Raw genomic sequence first — 15,087 nt, 5'->3', positions numbered from 1 at the left:
CCGATCTTCACAACCCCGCGATCAACTGTCTGGAAGATTTGAGCAGCGCTTGCGATACAGCGCCGGCGTCAGGCCATAAGCCCGTACAAACCAGCGCCCCAGATGGCTCTGGTCGGCAAACCCCAATGCCATCGCCACCGCCGCCGGTTGCTCGCCACGGGCCAGCATTCGCCGCGCCGTGGCCAGGCGCAATTGCACCAGGTACGCGTGGGGTGCCATGCCGTAAGCGGCCTTGAAGGCGCGGGTCAGGCGGAAACGGTCGACGCCTGTTGCGGCGGCGAGTTGATCGAGGCCGATGTCCTCGTGAGCATGGGCGTGCAGATACTCCCGAGCCTTCTGCGCCACCAATGGTAAGCGCGGGTCCTCGCCATAACGGGCGCGCCAGTACAGGTGAGTGGTGAGGCGTTCGAGCAAGCCGTCGAGGGCGGTCTGGCGGACGATTTTCAGTTCGCCGTGATGCAGCGCCTGAAAAGCCAGGCTGGTGGCGTTGGCCAGTCGCACATCGGTGGCCAGTGTTTTGGCGAAGCTCAACTGACTGTTGTCGGGCGCGTTGTCGAAAACTGCGCTGAGTTCACGCTGCAACCACTGCGGATCGAGGTACAGCATGCGGTAGGTGAAGCCATCGACCGTCGGCGCTTCGCCGTCATGAATATCACCCGGCTCAAGCAAGAACACCTTGCCCGGTGTGCTCTGGTGCCTGGCCCGCCGACAGTTGAATTGCTGAACCCCTTGCTCGGTGACGCCCACCAGATAGCTGTCATGCCAGTGCGGATCGTAGGCGTGGCCCTCGAAATGCGCGCGCAGCGTCTCGATGCCGGTGTCGGCGTCCTGGGCCAGATCGATCCAGTTGTGGCTTGTCATGCTGCACCTGTGAGACGGATTGCCGACTTATTTAACGCCCGTGGCGAGGGCGATGCCTAGAACGTTTGTGCACGAATCAGTTGAACAGTCCGGCGGCGATGTTGATCGAAAACCCGAGGATCGCAGTGTTGAACAGAAAACCGATCAGCGATTGCGCCAGCACGATCTTGCGCAAATCCCGGGTCGCCACGCCGACATCGGAAGTCTGCACTGCCGCGCTGATGGTGAACGAGAAGTACAGGAAGTCCCAGTAATTGGGGGTGGTCAGGCCTTCGGCAAAGCGCAGCGCCGGGTCCTTGCCGCCCCAGGTGTAGAACAGACGGGCGTAATGCACGCTGAAAATCACCCCGATCAGCAGCCATGAACCGATCACGGTCAGCGCGGTGAAACCGTAGTGCAGCAGCTTGCGGGTGGTTTCCAGATTCCGGCTGCCGGCGAGTTCGAAGCCGATGGTCGCCAGGCTCGCAATGGCGGCGATGCACACCACGAACAGCACCAGCCCGGCGTTTTCATCTTCGACCTCGGCAATGCGCTTCACGTCCGGCGCTTTGGCGCGTGCGGTGAGCCAGAGCATCAGGATGAGGTAAGTCCATACCCCGGCGTTCCAGCCGAAGAGGATTTTGCTGATGATTGAATCGGCGGGAGCCAGAATGCTCACCGCGACGGCGAGCGTGGCGGCGGCGGACAGGCGAGGGTGGGTACGGGCGAGGAAGGGCATGGAGGCTCGATGGGTTGGGGCGATGCAAACACCTTAGCCCAGCGCGGCCCCTTATGACCAACCACGATCTCTGTAGGAGCGAGGCTTGCCCGCGAAGGCGGCGTGTCAGTCGAATTAAGTATTGACTGTTACACCGCCTTCGCGGGCAAGCCTCGCTCCTACAAGGGCGGTGTGTTGTTGGTTAGAGTGGCTTATGCCGCTTACGCACGAGCTTCATCACCACCACAAAAAACACCGGCACAAACACCACCGCCAGTGTCGCGGTAATCATCCCGCCGATCACCCCGGTGCCGATGGCTTGCTGGCTCGCCGAGCTGGCACCGGTGGCGATCGCCAGCGGCACAACGCCGAGGATGAACGCCAGGGACGTCATGACGATTGGCCGCAGGCGCAGGCGTGCGGCTTGCAGCGTGGCGTCGATCAGGTCGTGGCCTTCGTCGTACAGGCTCTTGGCGAATTCGATGATCAGGATCGCGTTCTTCGCCGACAGGCCGATGATGGTGATCAACCCGACCTTGAAGAACACGTCGTTGGGCATCCCGCGCAGCGTCACTGCCAGTACCGCGCCGAGCACGCCGAGCGGCACCACCAGCAGCACCGAAGTCGGAATCGACCAGCTCTCATACAACGCCGCCAGGCACAGGAACACGATCAGCAGCGACAAACCGAGCAATATCGGCGCCTGACTGCCAGACAGCCGTTCCTGCAACGACAGCCCGGTCCATTCCTGACCCAACCCTGCTGGCCCTTGCGCGACCAGCCGCTCGATTTCCGCCATGGCTTCACCGGTGCTGTGACCCGGCGTCGGTTCGCCGGAAATACTGATCGCGGGGTAGCCGTTATAACGGGTCAATTGCGCCGGCCCCTGGGTCCATTTGGCCTGGACGAAGGCCGAGAGCGGCACCATTTTCCCGCTGCTGTTACGCACATGGATCTTCAGCAGATCGGCGACCTGACTGCGCTGATCGCCCTCAGCCTGGACCACCACCCGCTGCATCCGCCCCTGATTGGGGAAGTCGTTGATGTAGGCCGAACCGACGGCGGTGGACAGCACGCTGCCGATGTCGGCGAACGAAACACCCAGCGCATTTGCCTGTTTGCGGTCCACGATCAGTTGCACCTGCGGCGCTTCGGCCAGCGCGCTTTCGCGAACGTTCATCAGGATCGGGCTTTTCTCGGCGGCCGCCAGCAACTCGGTGCGCGCCTGCATCAGCGTGGCATGGCCGAGGCCGCCACGGTCCTGCAAGCGGAACTCGAAACCGCTTGATGTACCGAGACCGTCCACCGGCGGCGGCAGGACCGAGAACGCCATGGCGTCCTTGATCTGGCTCAACGCGATGTTGGCGCGGTCGGCGATCGAACTCGCCGAGTCGTCGCTGCCGCGATTCGACCAGTCCTTCAACGTGGTGAACGCCAGCGCCGCGTTCTGCCCGCTGCCGGAGAAGCTGAAACCGAGAATCACCGTGCTGTCGCCGACGCCGGGCTCCGTGGCGTTGTGGGCTTCGATCTGCTCGACCACCTGCACCGTGCGATTCTTGCTCGCGCCGGGCGGCAACTGAATGTCGGTGATGGTGTAACCCTGATCCTCCACCGGCAGGAACGAGGAGGGCAGGCGACTGAAGCACAGGCCCAGGCCGATCAGCAACACGCCGTAGATCAGCAGGTAGCGACCGCTGCGTTTCAGTGCATAGGCGACCCAGCCCTGATACCGCTCGGTCAGTTGCTCGAAGCGGCGGTTGAACCAGCCGAAGAAACCACCCTTGGCGTGATGCTCGCCCTTGGCAATCGGCTTGAGCAAGGTCGCGCAGAGCGCCGGGGTCAAGGTCAGGGCGAGGAACGCCGAGAACAGGATCGACGTCGCCATCGACAACGAGAACTGCCGGTAAATCACCCCGACCGAACCCTGCATGAACGCCATCGGAATGAACACCGCCACCAGCACCAGGGTGATGCCGATGATGGCGCCAGTGATCTGCTTCATCGCCTTGCGGGTCGCCTCTTTCGGCGACAGGCCTTCGGTGACCATGATCCGCTCGACGTTCTCCACCACGACGATGGCGTCGTCCACCAGAATGCCGATGGCCAGCACCATGCCGAACATGGTCAGCACGTTGATCGAGAACCCCAGTGCCAACATGGTCGCAAAGGTGCCCATCAGCGCCACCGGTACAACGAGGGTCGGAATCAGCGTGTAGCGGATGTTTTGCAGGAACAGGAACATCACCGCGAACACCAGCACCATCGCCTCGACCAGGGTGTAAACCACTTTGGTGATCGACACTTTGACGAAGGGCGAGGTGTCGTACGGGATCTTGTACTCGACGTTGACCGGGAAGTAGCGCGCCAGTTCATCCATCTTCGCCCGTACCAGCTTCGCGGTGCTCAGGGCATTGGCGCCGGGCGACAACTGCACGCCGACGGCGGTGGACGGCTTGCCGTTCAGGCGCGTGCCGAACTGATATTCCTGGCTGCCGATCTCGACCCGCGCCACATCGCCGATGCGCACGGTGGAACCGTCGGGATTGGCCTTGAGCACGATGTCGGCAAATTCTTCCGGGGTCGACAGCTGGCCTTTGACCAGAATGGTCGCGGTGATTTCCTGGGTGGTGCGGGTCGGCAGATCGCCGATGCTGCCGGCCGAGACCTGGGCGTTCTGCGCGACGATGGCCGCGTTGACGTCGGCCGGTGTCAGGTTGAAACCGATCAGCTTCTGCGGGTCGATCCAGATCCGCATCGCCCGTTCGGCGCCATACAACTGGGCCTTGCCGACACCGTCCAGACGCTTGATCTCGTTCATCACGTTGCGCGCCAGGTAATCGCTGAGCGCCACATCGTCGAGCTTGCCGTCAGTGGAGGTCAGGGTAATCAGCAGCAGGAAACCGGCGGAGACTTTCTCCACCTGCAAGCCTTGCTGATTGACCGCTTGCGGCAGGCGCGACTCCACGACTTTCAGGCGGTTCTGCACATCCACCTGGGCCATTTCCGGGTTGGTGCCCGGTTGGAAAGTCGCCTTGATCGTGGCGCTGCCCAGGCTGCTCTGGGACTCGAAATACAACAGATGATCGGCGCCGTTGAGCTCTTCCTCGATCAGGCTGACCACGCTTTCGTCTACGGTTTGCGCCGAGGCGCCCGGGTACGCGGCATAGATTTCAATTTGCGGCGGCGCGACATCGGGGTACTGCGCCACCGGCAACTGCGGAATGGCCAGGGCGCCAGCCAGCAGAATGAACAGGGCAACCACCCAGGCGAATACCGGGCGATCGATAAAGAACTGCGGCATAAAAAAGCGTCCTGCTTACTGACCAGTGGCCTGGGCAAGTGGAAGAGGGGAATCGTCGATCTGCACTTTCTCGCCGGGCTTGGCGTGTTGCAGGCCTTCGATGACGATTCGGTCGCCGGGCTTGAGGCCTGCGGTGACGATCCAGCGATCGTTTTGCACGGCACCCAGCTCGACCGGTTGCTGGCCGACCCGTTGATCCGCGTCGAGCAACAGCACCTGAGCAATACCGGCGCTGTCACGCTGGATGGCCCGTTGCGGCACGCTGATGCCTTGCTGATTCACCGCTTGCTCCAGGCGCACCCGCACAAAGCTGCCGGGCAGCAAGTCGAGGTCCGGGTTGGGGAACTCGCTGCGCAGGATGATCTGGCCCGTGCCCGGGTCGACAGTGATGTCAGTGAACAGCAGCTTGCCCGGTAGCGGATAGAGACTGCCGTCGTCCTGGATCAGGGTGGCTTTGGCCTGGCCCTGACCGACTTCCTTCAACTGACCGGAGCGGAAGGCGCGGCGCAGATCGTTGAGTTCACGGGTCGATTGGGTGAGGTCGGCATGAATCGGGTTCAATTGCTGAATCAACGCCAGTGGCGTGGTTTCGTTTTGCCCGACCAAGGCGCCTTCGGTGACCAGTGCACGGCCGATACGCCCGGAAATCGGCGCGGTGACGGTGGCGTAGCCGAGGTTGAGTTTCGCCCGCTCCACGGCGGCCTTGTTGGCGGCGACCTCGGCGGCGGTTTGCCGCACGGCGGCCCGGGCGTTGTCGTAGTCCTGACCGCTGATGGCGTTGCCTTCGATCAACTGGGCATAACGCTGCTCTTGCAGGCGCGCCTGAAACGCATTGGCCTCGGCTTTTCGCAGGTCCGCTTCGGCGCTGTCCAGGTCAGCCTTGAACGGCGCGGGGTCGATGCGAAACAGCACGTCGCCTTTTTTCACATCGCTGCCTTCGTGGAAGACCCGTTGCAACACGACGCCGGCGACACGGGCGCGAACCTCGGCGATCCGGGGCGCGGCAATCCGCCCGCTCAGTTCGCTGGTGATCGACAGAGGCCGGGCGTCGAGGGTTTCGATCCGCACGGTGGCCAATGGCGCCTGTTCTTCGGCGTTAGAGGACTTGTCACAAGCGCTCAGCGTCAACGCCAGTGCCAGCAGGCTGAGCTTGGCAAGCAGGTTCTTTGACATGTAAATACCCCAATAATGAACTCCCGCATCCTACGGGGAGCCGACGAGGGTAGCGGTGAAGCTTTGTTGGTGCTGTGTGAAATTGTGTAAGGGTTTTACTCAGGGGCGGGTGAGGACGTATATCCTTCACGGCTTGATTCTTTCAGCGCCTGTCATGCCGTCATCGCTAGCAGGCTAGCTCCCACAGTTGACCGGGGATGTTCACAAAATCTGTGCTCACATCAAACCCCTGTGGGAGCTAGCCTGCTAGCGATGGCGGCATAACCGGCGCCACTGCACTTTCTGGAAACACCCATGCCCAACATCCTCCTGGTCGAAGACGACACCGCGCTCTCCGAACTGATTGCCAGCTACCTGGAACGCAACGGCTATTCCGTCAGCGTGATCAGCCGTGGCGACCACGTGCGCGAGCGCGCGCGGGTCAATCCGCCGGACCTGGTGATTCTCGACCTGATGTTGCCGGGCCTCGACGGCCTGCAGGTCTGCCGCTTGCTGCGCGCGGATTCGGCCACGCTGCCGATCCTGATGCTCACCGCCCGCGACGATAGCCACGACCAGGTGCTGGGCCTGGAAATGGGCGCCGATGACTACGTCACCAAACCCTGCGAACCCCGGGTGTTGCTGGCCCGTGTCCGTACGCTGTTGCGCCGCAGCAGCCTCAGCGAACCGCAGACCGCCAACGACCGCATTCTCATGGGTAATCTGTGCATCGACCTGTCCGAGCGCACCGTGACCTGGCGCGAGCAACTGGTCGAGCTGTCCAGCGGTGAATACAACTTGTTGGTGGTGCTGGCCCGGCATGCCGGCGAAGTGCTGAGCCGCGACCAGATCCTGCAACGCCTGCGCGGTATCGAATTCAACGGCACCGACCGTTCGGTGGACGTGGCGATTTCCAAGTTGCGGCGCAAATTCGACGACCACGCTGGCGAGGCGCGCAAGATCAAGACCGTGTGGGGCAAGGGTTACCTGTTCAGCCGCTCCGAGTGGGAATGCTGAGGCGATGTTCAGAATCCTCTTTCGTCTGTATCTGGTGACGATCGTCTCCTACAGCGCGGCGATTTATCTGGTACCGGACGTGGTGATCAAGGTCTTCCAGGAGCGCTTCGTCACCTACAACCTCGATTATTCCCGCGGGCTGCAAACCCTCATCGTCAAGCAGTTCCACGCCGTGCCCGAGGCGCAATGGCCGGCATTGGCGAGCGAGATGGACAAGGAATTCGACCCGCTGCACATCGTTCTGACCGGCAATGACGACCCTGGCTTGACCCTGGCAGAACAGAAGCGTTTGCAGCGTGGCGAGAGCGTGGTGCGCATCGGTGACTGGGGCTGGCGCACCTTGGCGGTGACACCGTTGAACCAACAAACGGTGGTGCAAATGGTCGTGCCGCCAGACCCGCTGGACGTCAATTTGTTGTACTGGAGCATCAACGTGCTGATCGGCGCGACGATGCTGGCGTGTCTGCTGGTATGGCTGCGCCCGCACTGGCGCGATCTGGAACGCCTCAAAGGCACCGCTGAACGCTTCGGTAAAGGTCACTTGAGCGAGCGCACGAAGATCTCCGCCAGCTCCAACATCGGCAGCCTGGCCAACGTCTTCGACACCATGGCCGGCGACATCGAGAGCCTGCTTAACCAACAGCGGGATTTGCTCAACGCCGTTTCTCACGAACTGCGCACGCCGCTGACGCGCCTGGACTTTGGCCTGGCCCTGGCGCTGTCCGACGACTTGCCGGCCGCCAGCCGCGAGCGTTTGCAAGGCCTGGTTGCGCACATCCGTGAACTCGACGAACTGGTGCTGGAGTTGCTGTCCTACAGTCGCCTGCAAAACCCCGCGCGTTTGCCGGAACAGGTTGAAGTGTCGCTGGATGAATTCATCGACAGCATTCTGGGCAGTGTCGATGAAGAGCTGGACTCGCCGGAAATCGTGATTGATGTGCTGCTTCACGGCCAACTCGAACGCTTCAGCCTCGACCCGCGCCTGACCGCCCGGGCGATTCAGAACCTGCTGCGCAACGCGATGCGCTATTGCGAGAAGCGCATTCAGATTGGTGTGCAGGTCTGTGCAAAGGGGTGTGAAATCTGGGTCGATGACGATGGGATCGGCATTCCCGATGACGAACGCGAGCGGATTTTCGAGCCGTTTTATCGGCTGGATCGCAGTCGGGATCGAGCGACTGGCGGGTTTGGGCTGGGGCTGGCGATCAGTCGTCGGGCGCTGGAAGCACAGGGCGGTACGCTCACGGTCGAACCTTCACCGCTGGGCGGCGCGCGGTTCCGGTTGTGGCTTCCCACCCCTGCATGAATCCGCGCAATTTCTGTGGCGAGGGAGCTTGCTCCCGTAAGACTGCGAAGCAGTCGTAAATCCTGCACTCGCAGTGTACCTGACTTAACGCCGGGGCCGCTTCGCGACCCAACGGGAGCAAGCTCCCTCGCCACAGGGGCCGGCGTCATCCGGTTTGGTCAGGCGCTAAGCCGGCCGCGCAACACTTTCGCCATCTGCTCCAGCTCCGACGCCGGGTTATGCCCGATCAGCATCCACGCATGCTCCATGTCCGCCCAATACACCACGTTCATCCCGTGCCGACGCTCGTGGGCGAAGTGCCGGCTGCCGCTGTTGGAGCGGGTGATGCATAACGCCATGGGGCCATGCGCGGGGTCCAGATAAGTAATCTGGGCGATGGGCATGCCGTCGTACTCGAGGATTTGCGCGCGTTTGAGTTCGAGGCGTGGCAGGGCCAGTTGCCCTGGCAAAAGACTCAACCCCAGGCGTGCGTCGATGGTGCGCAGCTGCGCGCGTTGCGTGGCGTCGTCGCTGGGCAGGTGTTCCAGGGTTTCTGGCACGTACAGCGCCATATAGTCCGCCACCAGCCCGCGCCAGTTGTTTTTTGGCTGAGTCGACTGCCAGCCGAGAAACAACCGGTCCGCCAACACACCGCTCACCACCAGACCGGCTGCCGCGGCAAGAAACCAGCGTCGACTCATCGCGGGTCGGGCAGGCGAGGGCAAGGTGTCGAGCATGGCGTGCAATCGGTCCACCGGTGCCTGTTGTGTCACTTCATCGTAGGCTTCCTGGAATGGCAGGCTGCTGCGGGCCAGCCATTGCAGGCGCAGGTTGAGCACCGAGTCTTCGGCGATGGCCGCGTCGATGCGGCTGCGCTGGTCAGTATCGAGTTGCTCGTCAAGGTAGGCCACCAGTTGCTCGTCCGATGGTTTGGCGTGATCGTTCATCGACGTTCTCCGGTGGTTGGGTTCGGCACGGCGTGCAACAACGGCGGATACTCGGCCAGTTTCGCCCGTGCGGCGGCCAGTCGGCTCATGACCGTGCCGATGGGCACGTCCAGCACTTCGGCGACTTCGCGATAGGACAACCCTTCGACGTAGGCCAGAAACACGGTTTCGCGCTGGGCTTCGGGCAGTGCATCGACGCGCCGGATCACCTGCGTCGCGAGCACGTGGGTTTGCGCGGCGTGTTCACCGTCGAACGACAGGGCGCTATCGGCATCCACCTGCCCCTGGCCCTGACGCACCCGCCGCGCGCGCACTTCGTTGAGCCAGATCGAATGCAGGATGCTCAGCAGCCAGCGGTCCATGCGGGTGCCGGGGACAAATTGCCCGGCACGCTCAAGCGCCCGCACGCAGGTGGCCTGCACCAGGTCTTCGGCGACATGCCGTTGCCGGGACAGCAGCAGGCCGTAGCGCCATAAACGCGCCAGGTGCTGGCCCAGCTCTGCCCGTATTGCCTGATCGCTGGCGATGGCGACCTCCGTCCTGTCAGGTTTTCGATGAATCGTGGATGGCTTCGGCCAGGTCCTGGTATTCCTCGCAGGTGCTGCCGCAGATCGATTTGATCTGCTGCAACTGCTCTTGCGCGAGGTCCAGGCGGCCCTTGATCACATACGCTTCGCCGAGGTATTCGCGGACTTGCGCGTACTGCGGATCGAGTTTGACCGATTGCAGGTAATAACCGATGCCCTCGTCGGTGTGCCCCAGTTTACGCGTGGCATAGCCGCGATAGTTGAGCGCTTTGGCGGTGTTCGGGTTTTTCAGCGTATCGAGCAAGGCCAGGGCTTCTTCATAACGCCCGTCCTTGGCCAGGCGGTAAGCATAGTCGGTGCGGTCGGCGTCCGGTACGAGGCTGCTGTTCTGCATCACGCATTTCTGCGATTTGCTGTCCCAGACCTGGCCTTTGGGGCAGTTTGGCTTGGCGGGTTCTTCGTCATCGCCGTTGGCCAATGCCAAGGAGCTGGACAACGCAGCGGCGAGCAGCAGCGGGGCGGTAAAAACAGCAAAACGGCGATTCATGGCGAAGCTCCACAGGATTATTCGTTTCAGTTCAAACCACGCCCCGGCAACATGCGGCGCAACGTGTTATCACGCAAGCCGTAATGGTGTACCAACGCCATGAGCGCATGCAGCCCGGCCAGAATCACGATGGCCCACGCCACCTGTTCGTGCAGGCCGCCGAACACCGATTTCATGCTTTTATCGAAGCTGATCAAGGTTGAGACATCGAACAGGCCAAAAAAGTTGAATGGTTCTGCCTGGGCCCAGCGAAACAGGAAACCGAGCACGATCTGACTCAGCAATAACGCATAGAGCGCCAGGTGAGCGGTCTTCGCCGTCATATTCATGACGCCCCGATTGGCGGGCGGCAAGCGCCGACCCCGGGACAGACGCCAGAGCAGTCGGGTGATGACGATCACCGCGAGCAGGATGCCGCAGGAAATATGCAATGCCTGCAACTCCTTGCGCAGTGGCGTGCCCTTGGCCAGTTGTTCCCAGACCTGGGCGCTGGCGAACATGCCGATCACCAGCACGGCGGTCAGCCAGTGCAGCGCCATGGTCAGGCGGTCATAACGTATCGGCGAATCCGGGTTCAGGTCGTTCACGGGCAATCCTCATATGCGATGGCAGGTGAACACCGCAGGGTGAACAATTATTCATTTCTTTCTGGCGGTCTTTTCAAGGAAAGCGCAAATCGAGGCGCTATGCTCGACAGCGTTCGAAGTCGTTACGGAGCTTTGTCATGAAACAGGTCCATCACTCAGCGGCCGCCGGTTACAAAACTGCCGCAGACACCTACGTTCGCGGTCGTCCGGATTATCCCCCGCAAGTGGCCGACTGGCTGACAGGCACGCTGGGTTTGAACGCGGATAAATCCGTGGTCGATCTGGGCGCCGGGACTGGCAAGTTCACCGGTCAGCTGGTGGCGACCGGGGCGCAGGTGATTGCCGTGGAGCCGGTGCCGCAGATGCTCGAAAAATTATCCGAAGCCTGGCCTGATGTATTGGCGGTAAGTGGCACCGCCATGGACCTGCCGCTGCCGGACGCGTCGGTGGATGTGGTGATCTGCGCCCAGGCCTTCCACTGGTTTGCCAGCGACGAAGCCCTGACTGAAATTGCCCGGGTGCTCAAACCCGGCGGCAAGCTGGGGCTGGTGTGGAACTCGCGCGACACTTGCGTGAGCTGGGTGCCCAGACTGGATGCGATCGTCAATGCGCTGGAGGGCGACACTCCGCGTTTCTACACCGGAGCCTGGCGTCGGGCATTTCCGCATGCTGCGTTCGGACCGCTGCAAGAGCAGGAGTTCAGCCATGGGCATACGGGCTCGCCGGAAGATGTGATTTTCAACCGCGTGCGCTCCACCAGTTTCGTCTCGGCATTGCCGGCAGTGGAGCGGGCGAAGGTGGATGAGCAGGTGCGGGCGTTGATTGATGCCGAGCCTGAGCTGCGGGGCAAGGATGTGGTGACGGTGCCGTATGTGACGGCGGCGTTTGTGGCGGTGAAAGTCATTTAGATCGGTGGTGCGGCCATCGCTAGCAGGCTAGCTCCCACAGGGATCTCGTGAACACTGGAGATCCACTGTGGGAGCTAGCCTGCTAGCGATGAACGATGACGCGGTATCAGCTTAGAAGGCGAATCGGCGTTCCAGCAGACCAGGCCTGAATATCCTCGATCATCTGCGAAAAGAACTGATGGTAATTCTGCTGGCTGACATACCCGACATGCGGCGTCGCCAGCACATTCTCCAACGTCCTGAACGGGTGATGAGCCGGTAAGGGCTCCTGCTCGAACACATCCAGCGCTGCGCCGGCCAGGCGCTGTTTCTGCAGCGCCTTGATCAACGCTGCTTCATCCACAATCGGTCCGCGAGCGGTATTGACCAGCAGCGCCGTCGGCTTCATCCAGTCCAGCGCTTCGGCGTCGACCAGTCCTCGGCTACGATCGCTCAGCACCAGATGCACCGACAACACATCGGCCTGTTCGAACAGTTCCTGTTTGCTCACATAGGTCACGCCGACTTCGGCAGCGCGTTCGGCGGTCAGGTTTTCACTCCAGGCGATCACGCGCATGCCGAACACCTGGCCGAACTGGGCGACTCGCTTGCCAATGCTACCCAAACCGAGAATTGCCAGGGTCTTGCCGTGCAGGTCGCCCCCCAAACCTTGTTGCCATTTACCGGCACGCAGGGCGTTGGCTTCTGCGACAAGGTTGCGGGTCGCGGCCATGATCAGCGCCCAGGTCAGTTCCGGCGCGGCGTGTTTGTAGCTGTCGGTACCGCTGACCTGAATGCCGAGGGCGGCTGCGGCTTTGAGGTCGAGCGCGGCGTTGCGCATGCTGCCGGTGACCAGCAGTTTGAGCTTCGGCAGCCGCCGCAGCAGATCCTCATCGAACCGGGTGCGCTCGCGCATCACGCAGATCACTTCAAACTCACCCAGGCGTGCCGCCAGCGTCTCGTTGTCGGCCGGGTAATCATGGATAAAATCAACCTGGCCAATGGCGTCCAGCGCCGACCAGTCCACGACATTGCGCGCCACATCCTGCCAGTCATCGATCACCGCAATCTGCACAGCCATCAGCCTTACCTCATCAACGAACGGGGTTGGTTTTGTTCAGCCAGGCGAGCAGGGCCTGGTGAAATTTTTCCGGTTCTTCCATCTGTGGCGCGTGGCCCATGCCGGGGAATTCGACCAGTGTCGACCGGGGAATCAGCTTCGCCACCTGTTTGCCGAGCACGTCGTAGTGACCGATTTTCGCCTTGACCTCGGGCGAAGCGATGTCGCTGCCGATGGCCGTGGTGTCGGACGTGCCGATCAGCAACAGCGTCGGCATCTTCAGGTCCTTGAACTCGTAGTACACCGGCTGGGTGAAGATCATGTCGTAGATCAGTGCCGAGTTCCACGCCACTTGCTGATGTCCCGGCCCTTTATTGAGGCCGGCGAGCATGTCCACCCAGCGATCGAATTCGGGTTTCCAGCGACCGCCGTAGTAGGTGTTGCGTTCATAGGTGCGGATGCCGTCGGCGGTCAGTTTCAGCTCACGTTCGTACCATTGATCCACCGTGCGATAGGGCACGCCGAGGTCTTTCCAGTCTTCGAGGCCGATGGGATTGACCAGGGCCAGTTGTTCAACCTGCTCGGGATATTGCAGTGCATAACGGGTCGCGAGCATGCCGCCGGTGGAATGTCCGAGCAGGGTCGCTTTCTGGATGCCGAGGGCTTTGAGCAGTTGCTGGGTGTTGGTCGCCAGCTGCTGGAAGCTGTACTGGTAGTTGTCCGGTTTGCTGGAGGTGCAGAAGCCGATCTGGTCCGGGGCAATGACCCGATAACCGGCGTCGCTCAAGGCCTTGATCGACGTGTCCCAGGTGGCGCCGCAGAAATTCTTGCCGTGCATGAGCACGATGCTGCGTCCGTTGGCCTTGCCATGGGCGGCGACGTCCATGTAGCCCATTTGCAGGGATTTGCCCTGGGACTCAAAGGCGAAATGCTTGACCGTGTAGGGATACTCGAAGCCTTGCAGCTCCGGCCCGTACTCGGGGCCTTCGGCAGCGATGACGGGCAGTGCGGCGGTCAGCAGCAGGCTGGGTAGCCAACGGGAGCGGGCGAGGGGCATGGGTAGACTCCACAGGAAATCGACCGATGCTGGATCGGCCTGATTAGGGCGACATTAAACACAGGCAATCGCGGCGAATGATCGTTCAACTCATCCAGCCCAGGGTCGCCAGGGCCAGTACGCCATAACGGGCGCCTTTGGCGAGGGTTACGATCACAAGGAAACGCCCTAGCGGCTCGCGCATCACCCCAGCGACCAGCGTCAGCGGATCACCGATAACGGGCACCCAACTCAGCAACAGTGACCAATGGCCGTAGCGCTGATAATGACCCCGGGCCTTTTCCAGATGCTGCGGGCTGACCGGAAACCAGCGCCGGTCGCGGAACCGCTCGATACCGCGCCCCAGCCACCAGTTCAGCAGCGAGCCGAGGACATTGCCCAGGGTCGCGACCGCCAGCAGCGACCAGAGCCAATACTGCTCGCTGAGCAACAACCCCACCAGCAGGGCTTCGGATTGCAACGGCAACAGGGTCGCCGCACCGAACGCGGCGAAGAACAGGCCGATATACGCACCGAACATCAATGGGCAGCGTAGTCCGCCACCACCACATCAGTGCCGTCCTTTTTCAGGCCGATCACCTGATAAGCATCGCTCATGCCGTCCATTTCCATGCCCGGCGAACCCATCGGCATCCCGGGGGCCGCCACACCCAACAGGTCATCGCGCTTGCTCAGGGCCAGCACCTGATCGGCCGGGACATGGCCTTCGACGAATTTACCGTTGATCAAACCGGTGTGGCAGGACGCCAGACGCGGTGGCACGCCGTGCTGTTGCTTGAATTCGCTCATGTTGGCTTCAACGTGATCCTCGACCTTGAAGCCGTTGGCCTCCAGGTGGCTGATCCACTTTTTGCAGCAGCCGCAGTTGGCGTCGCGGTGGACTTCGATCGGGATCAGGTCGGCGGCCTGGGCCAGGGAAGAAATGAACAGGGCGCTCAGGGCGACCAGACGCAGGTGGGTTCGCATGGGAAATATCTCGACTCGGATGGCGGTCAAAAAAAGAGCCATTTTGACTGCTTTAGCCAACGACGAGGCAGGAGATTGTTTCGAAGTGATACAGGTGTTGCCATGCTGTTGTGGCGAGGGAGCTTGCTCCCGCTCACCTGCGCAGCAGGCGCAAACCAGGTTGCGCGAATTAACAACTAGCACCGTGTTGAATGTT

The 15,087-nt window shown here is 61.8% G+C and carries 15 protein-coding genes; 3 read left to right on the top strand and 12 right to left on the bottom strand.

Annotated elements, in window-relative coordinates; translation table 11 throughout:
* Positions 1 to 21: 21 nt before the first annotated feature.
* The 4 genes from KJF94_RS12215 to KJF94_RS12200 form a co-directional block, all read right to left on the bottom strand.
* Entirely contained in the window at positions 22 to 861 is an 840-nt protein-coding gene (locus KJF94_RS12215; protein WP_214383717.1) for an AraC family transcriptional regulator, read from the bottom strand.
* 76 nt (positions 862 to 937) lie between these two features.
* The gene (locus tag KJF94_RS12210) at positions 938 to 1,579 is read right to left on the bottom strand and encodes a DUF1345 domain-containing protein (RefSeq protein ID WP_214383715.1); all 642 of its coding nucleotides are present in this window, start codon (positions 1,577 to 1,579) and stop codon (positions 938 to 940) included.
* Positions 1,580 to 1,760: 181 nt separating this feature from the next.
* Positions 1,761 to 4,859: an efflux RND transporter permease subunit gene (locus KJF94_RS12205; protein WP_214383713.1), complete on the bottom strand. Its 3,099-nt coding sequence runs from the start codon at positions 4,857 to 4,859 to the stop codon at positions 1,761 to 1,763.
* Between the two features lie 15 nt (positions 4,860 to 4,874).
* On the bottom strand, positions 4,875 to 6,032 hold the full coding sequence (locus KJF94_RS12200) for an efflux RND transporter periplasmic adaptor subunit (RefSeq protein ID WP_214383711.1): 1,158 nt from the start codon (positions 6,030 to 6,032) through the stop codon (positions 4,875 to 4,877).
* Between the two features lie 294 nt (positions 6,033 to 6,326).
* Between KJF94_RS12200 and KJF94_RS12195 the strand changes: the two genes are divergently transcribed.
* Both KJF94_RS12195 and KJF94_RS12190 read left to right on the top strand, forming a co-directional pair.
* A complete protein-coding gene (locus tag KJF94_RS12195; protein ID WP_084321554.1) occupies positions 6,327 to 7,028 on the top strand; it encodes a response regulator in 702 nt (233 codons plus the stop codon).
* A 4-nt stretch (positions 7,029 to 7,032) separates the two neighbouring features.
* Entirely contained in the window at positions 7,033 to 8,334 is a 1,302-nt protein-coding gene (locus KJF94_RS12190) for an ATP-binding protein (protein WP_214383709.1), read from the top strand.
* Positions 8,335 to 8,492: 158 nt separating this feature from the next.
* Here the strand turns inward: KJF94_RS12190 and KJF94_RS12185 are convergent, their stop codons facing one another.
* Genes KJF94_RS12185 through KJF94_RS12170 form a run of 4 tightly spaced genes read right to left on the bottom strand, consistent with a single transcriptional unit; the run spans position 8,493 to position 10,921 of the window.
* A complete protein-coding gene (locus KJF94_RS12185) occupies positions 8,493 to 9,260 on the bottom strand; it encodes an anti-sigma factor family protein (protein ID WP_214383707.1) in 768 nt (255 codons plus the stop codon).
* Positions 9,257 to 9,757, bottom strand: a complete 501-nt coding sequence (locus KJF94_RS12180; RefSeq protein WP_214384849.1) for an RNA polymerase sigma factor — start codon at positions 9,755 to 9,757, stop codon at positions 9,257 to 9,259. Before KJF94_RS12180 ends, KJF94_RS12185 begins: the two co-directional genes overlap by 4 nt.
* A 46-nt stretch (positions 9,758 to 9,803) precedes the next feature.
* Entirely contained in the window at positions 9,804 to 10,334 is a 531-nt protein-coding gene (locus KJF94_RS12175) for a tetratricopeptide repeat protein (RefSeq protein WP_214383705.1), read from the bottom strand.
* Positions 10,335 to 10,360: 26 nt separating this feature from the next.
* Positions 10,361 to 10,921 (bottom strand): cytochrome b, encoded by a 561-nt coding sequence (locus tag KJF94_RS12170; RefSeq protein ID WP_214383703.1) that lies wholly within the window; start codon positions 10,919 to 10,921, stop codon positions 10,361 to 10,363.
* 137 nt (positions 10,922 to 11,058) lie between these two features.
* Here KJF94_RS12170 and KJF94_RS12165 point away from each other — a divergent pair, with 137 nt between their 5' ends.
* Complete coding sequence (locus KJF94_RS12165; RefSeq protein ID WP_214383701.1) at positions 11,059 to 11,829, top strand: class I SAM-dependent methyltransferase; 771 nt, start codon at positions 11,059 to 11,061, stop codon at positions 11,827 to 11,829.
* A gap of 106 nt (positions 11,830 to 11,935) precedes the next feature.
* Here the strand turns inward: KJF94_RS12165 and KJF94_RS12160 are convergent, their stop codons facing one another.
* The 4 genes from KJF94_RS12160 to KJF94_RS12145 all read right to left on the bottom strand — a co-directional run bounded on the left by KJF94_RS12160 (position 11,936) and on the right by KJF94_RS12145 (position 14,891).
* Positions 11,936 to 12,889 (bottom strand): D-2-hydroxyacid dehydrogenase family protein, encoded by a 954-nt coding sequence (locus KJF94_RS12160; protein ID WP_214383699.1) that lies wholly within the window; start codon positions 12,887 to 12,889, stop codon positions 11,936 to 11,938.
* A gap of 13 nt (positions 12,890 to 12,902) precedes the next feature.
* Positions 12,903 to 13,925 (bottom strand): alpha/beta fold hydrolase, encoded by a 1,023-nt coding sequence (locus KJF94_RS12155; RefSeq protein WP_214383697.1) that lies wholly within the window; start codon positions 13,923 to 13,925, stop codon positions 12,903 to 12,905.
* 85 nt (positions 13,926 to 14,010) lie between these two features.
* Entirely contained in the window at positions 14,011 to 14,445 is a 435-nt protein-coding gene (locus KJF94_RS12150) for a YqaA family protein (RefSeq protein ID WP_214383695.1), read from the bottom strand.
* Positions 14,445 to 14,891, bottom strand: coding sequence for a DUF411 domain-containing protein (locus KJF94_RS12145; protein ID WP_214383693.1), 447 nt, complete (start codon positions 14,889 to 14,891; stop codon positions 14,445 to 14,447). The genes KJF94_RS12150 and KJF94_RS12145 overlap by 1 nt, the downstream gene beginning before the upstream one ends.
* Between the last annotated feature and the right edge of the window lie 196 nt (positions 14,892 to 15,087).

The sequence above is a fragment of the Pseudomonas hormoni genome, from assembly GCF_018502625.1.
In the GTDB taxonomy this organism is placed as follows: domain Bacteria; phylum Pseudomonadota; class Gammaproteobacteria; order Pseudomonadales; family Pseudomonadaceae; genus Aquipseudomonas; species Aquipseudomonas hormoni.
The sequence above is the reverse complement of the archived record's forward strand: the minus strand, read 5'-3'. Positions and strand labels throughout refer to the sequence as shown.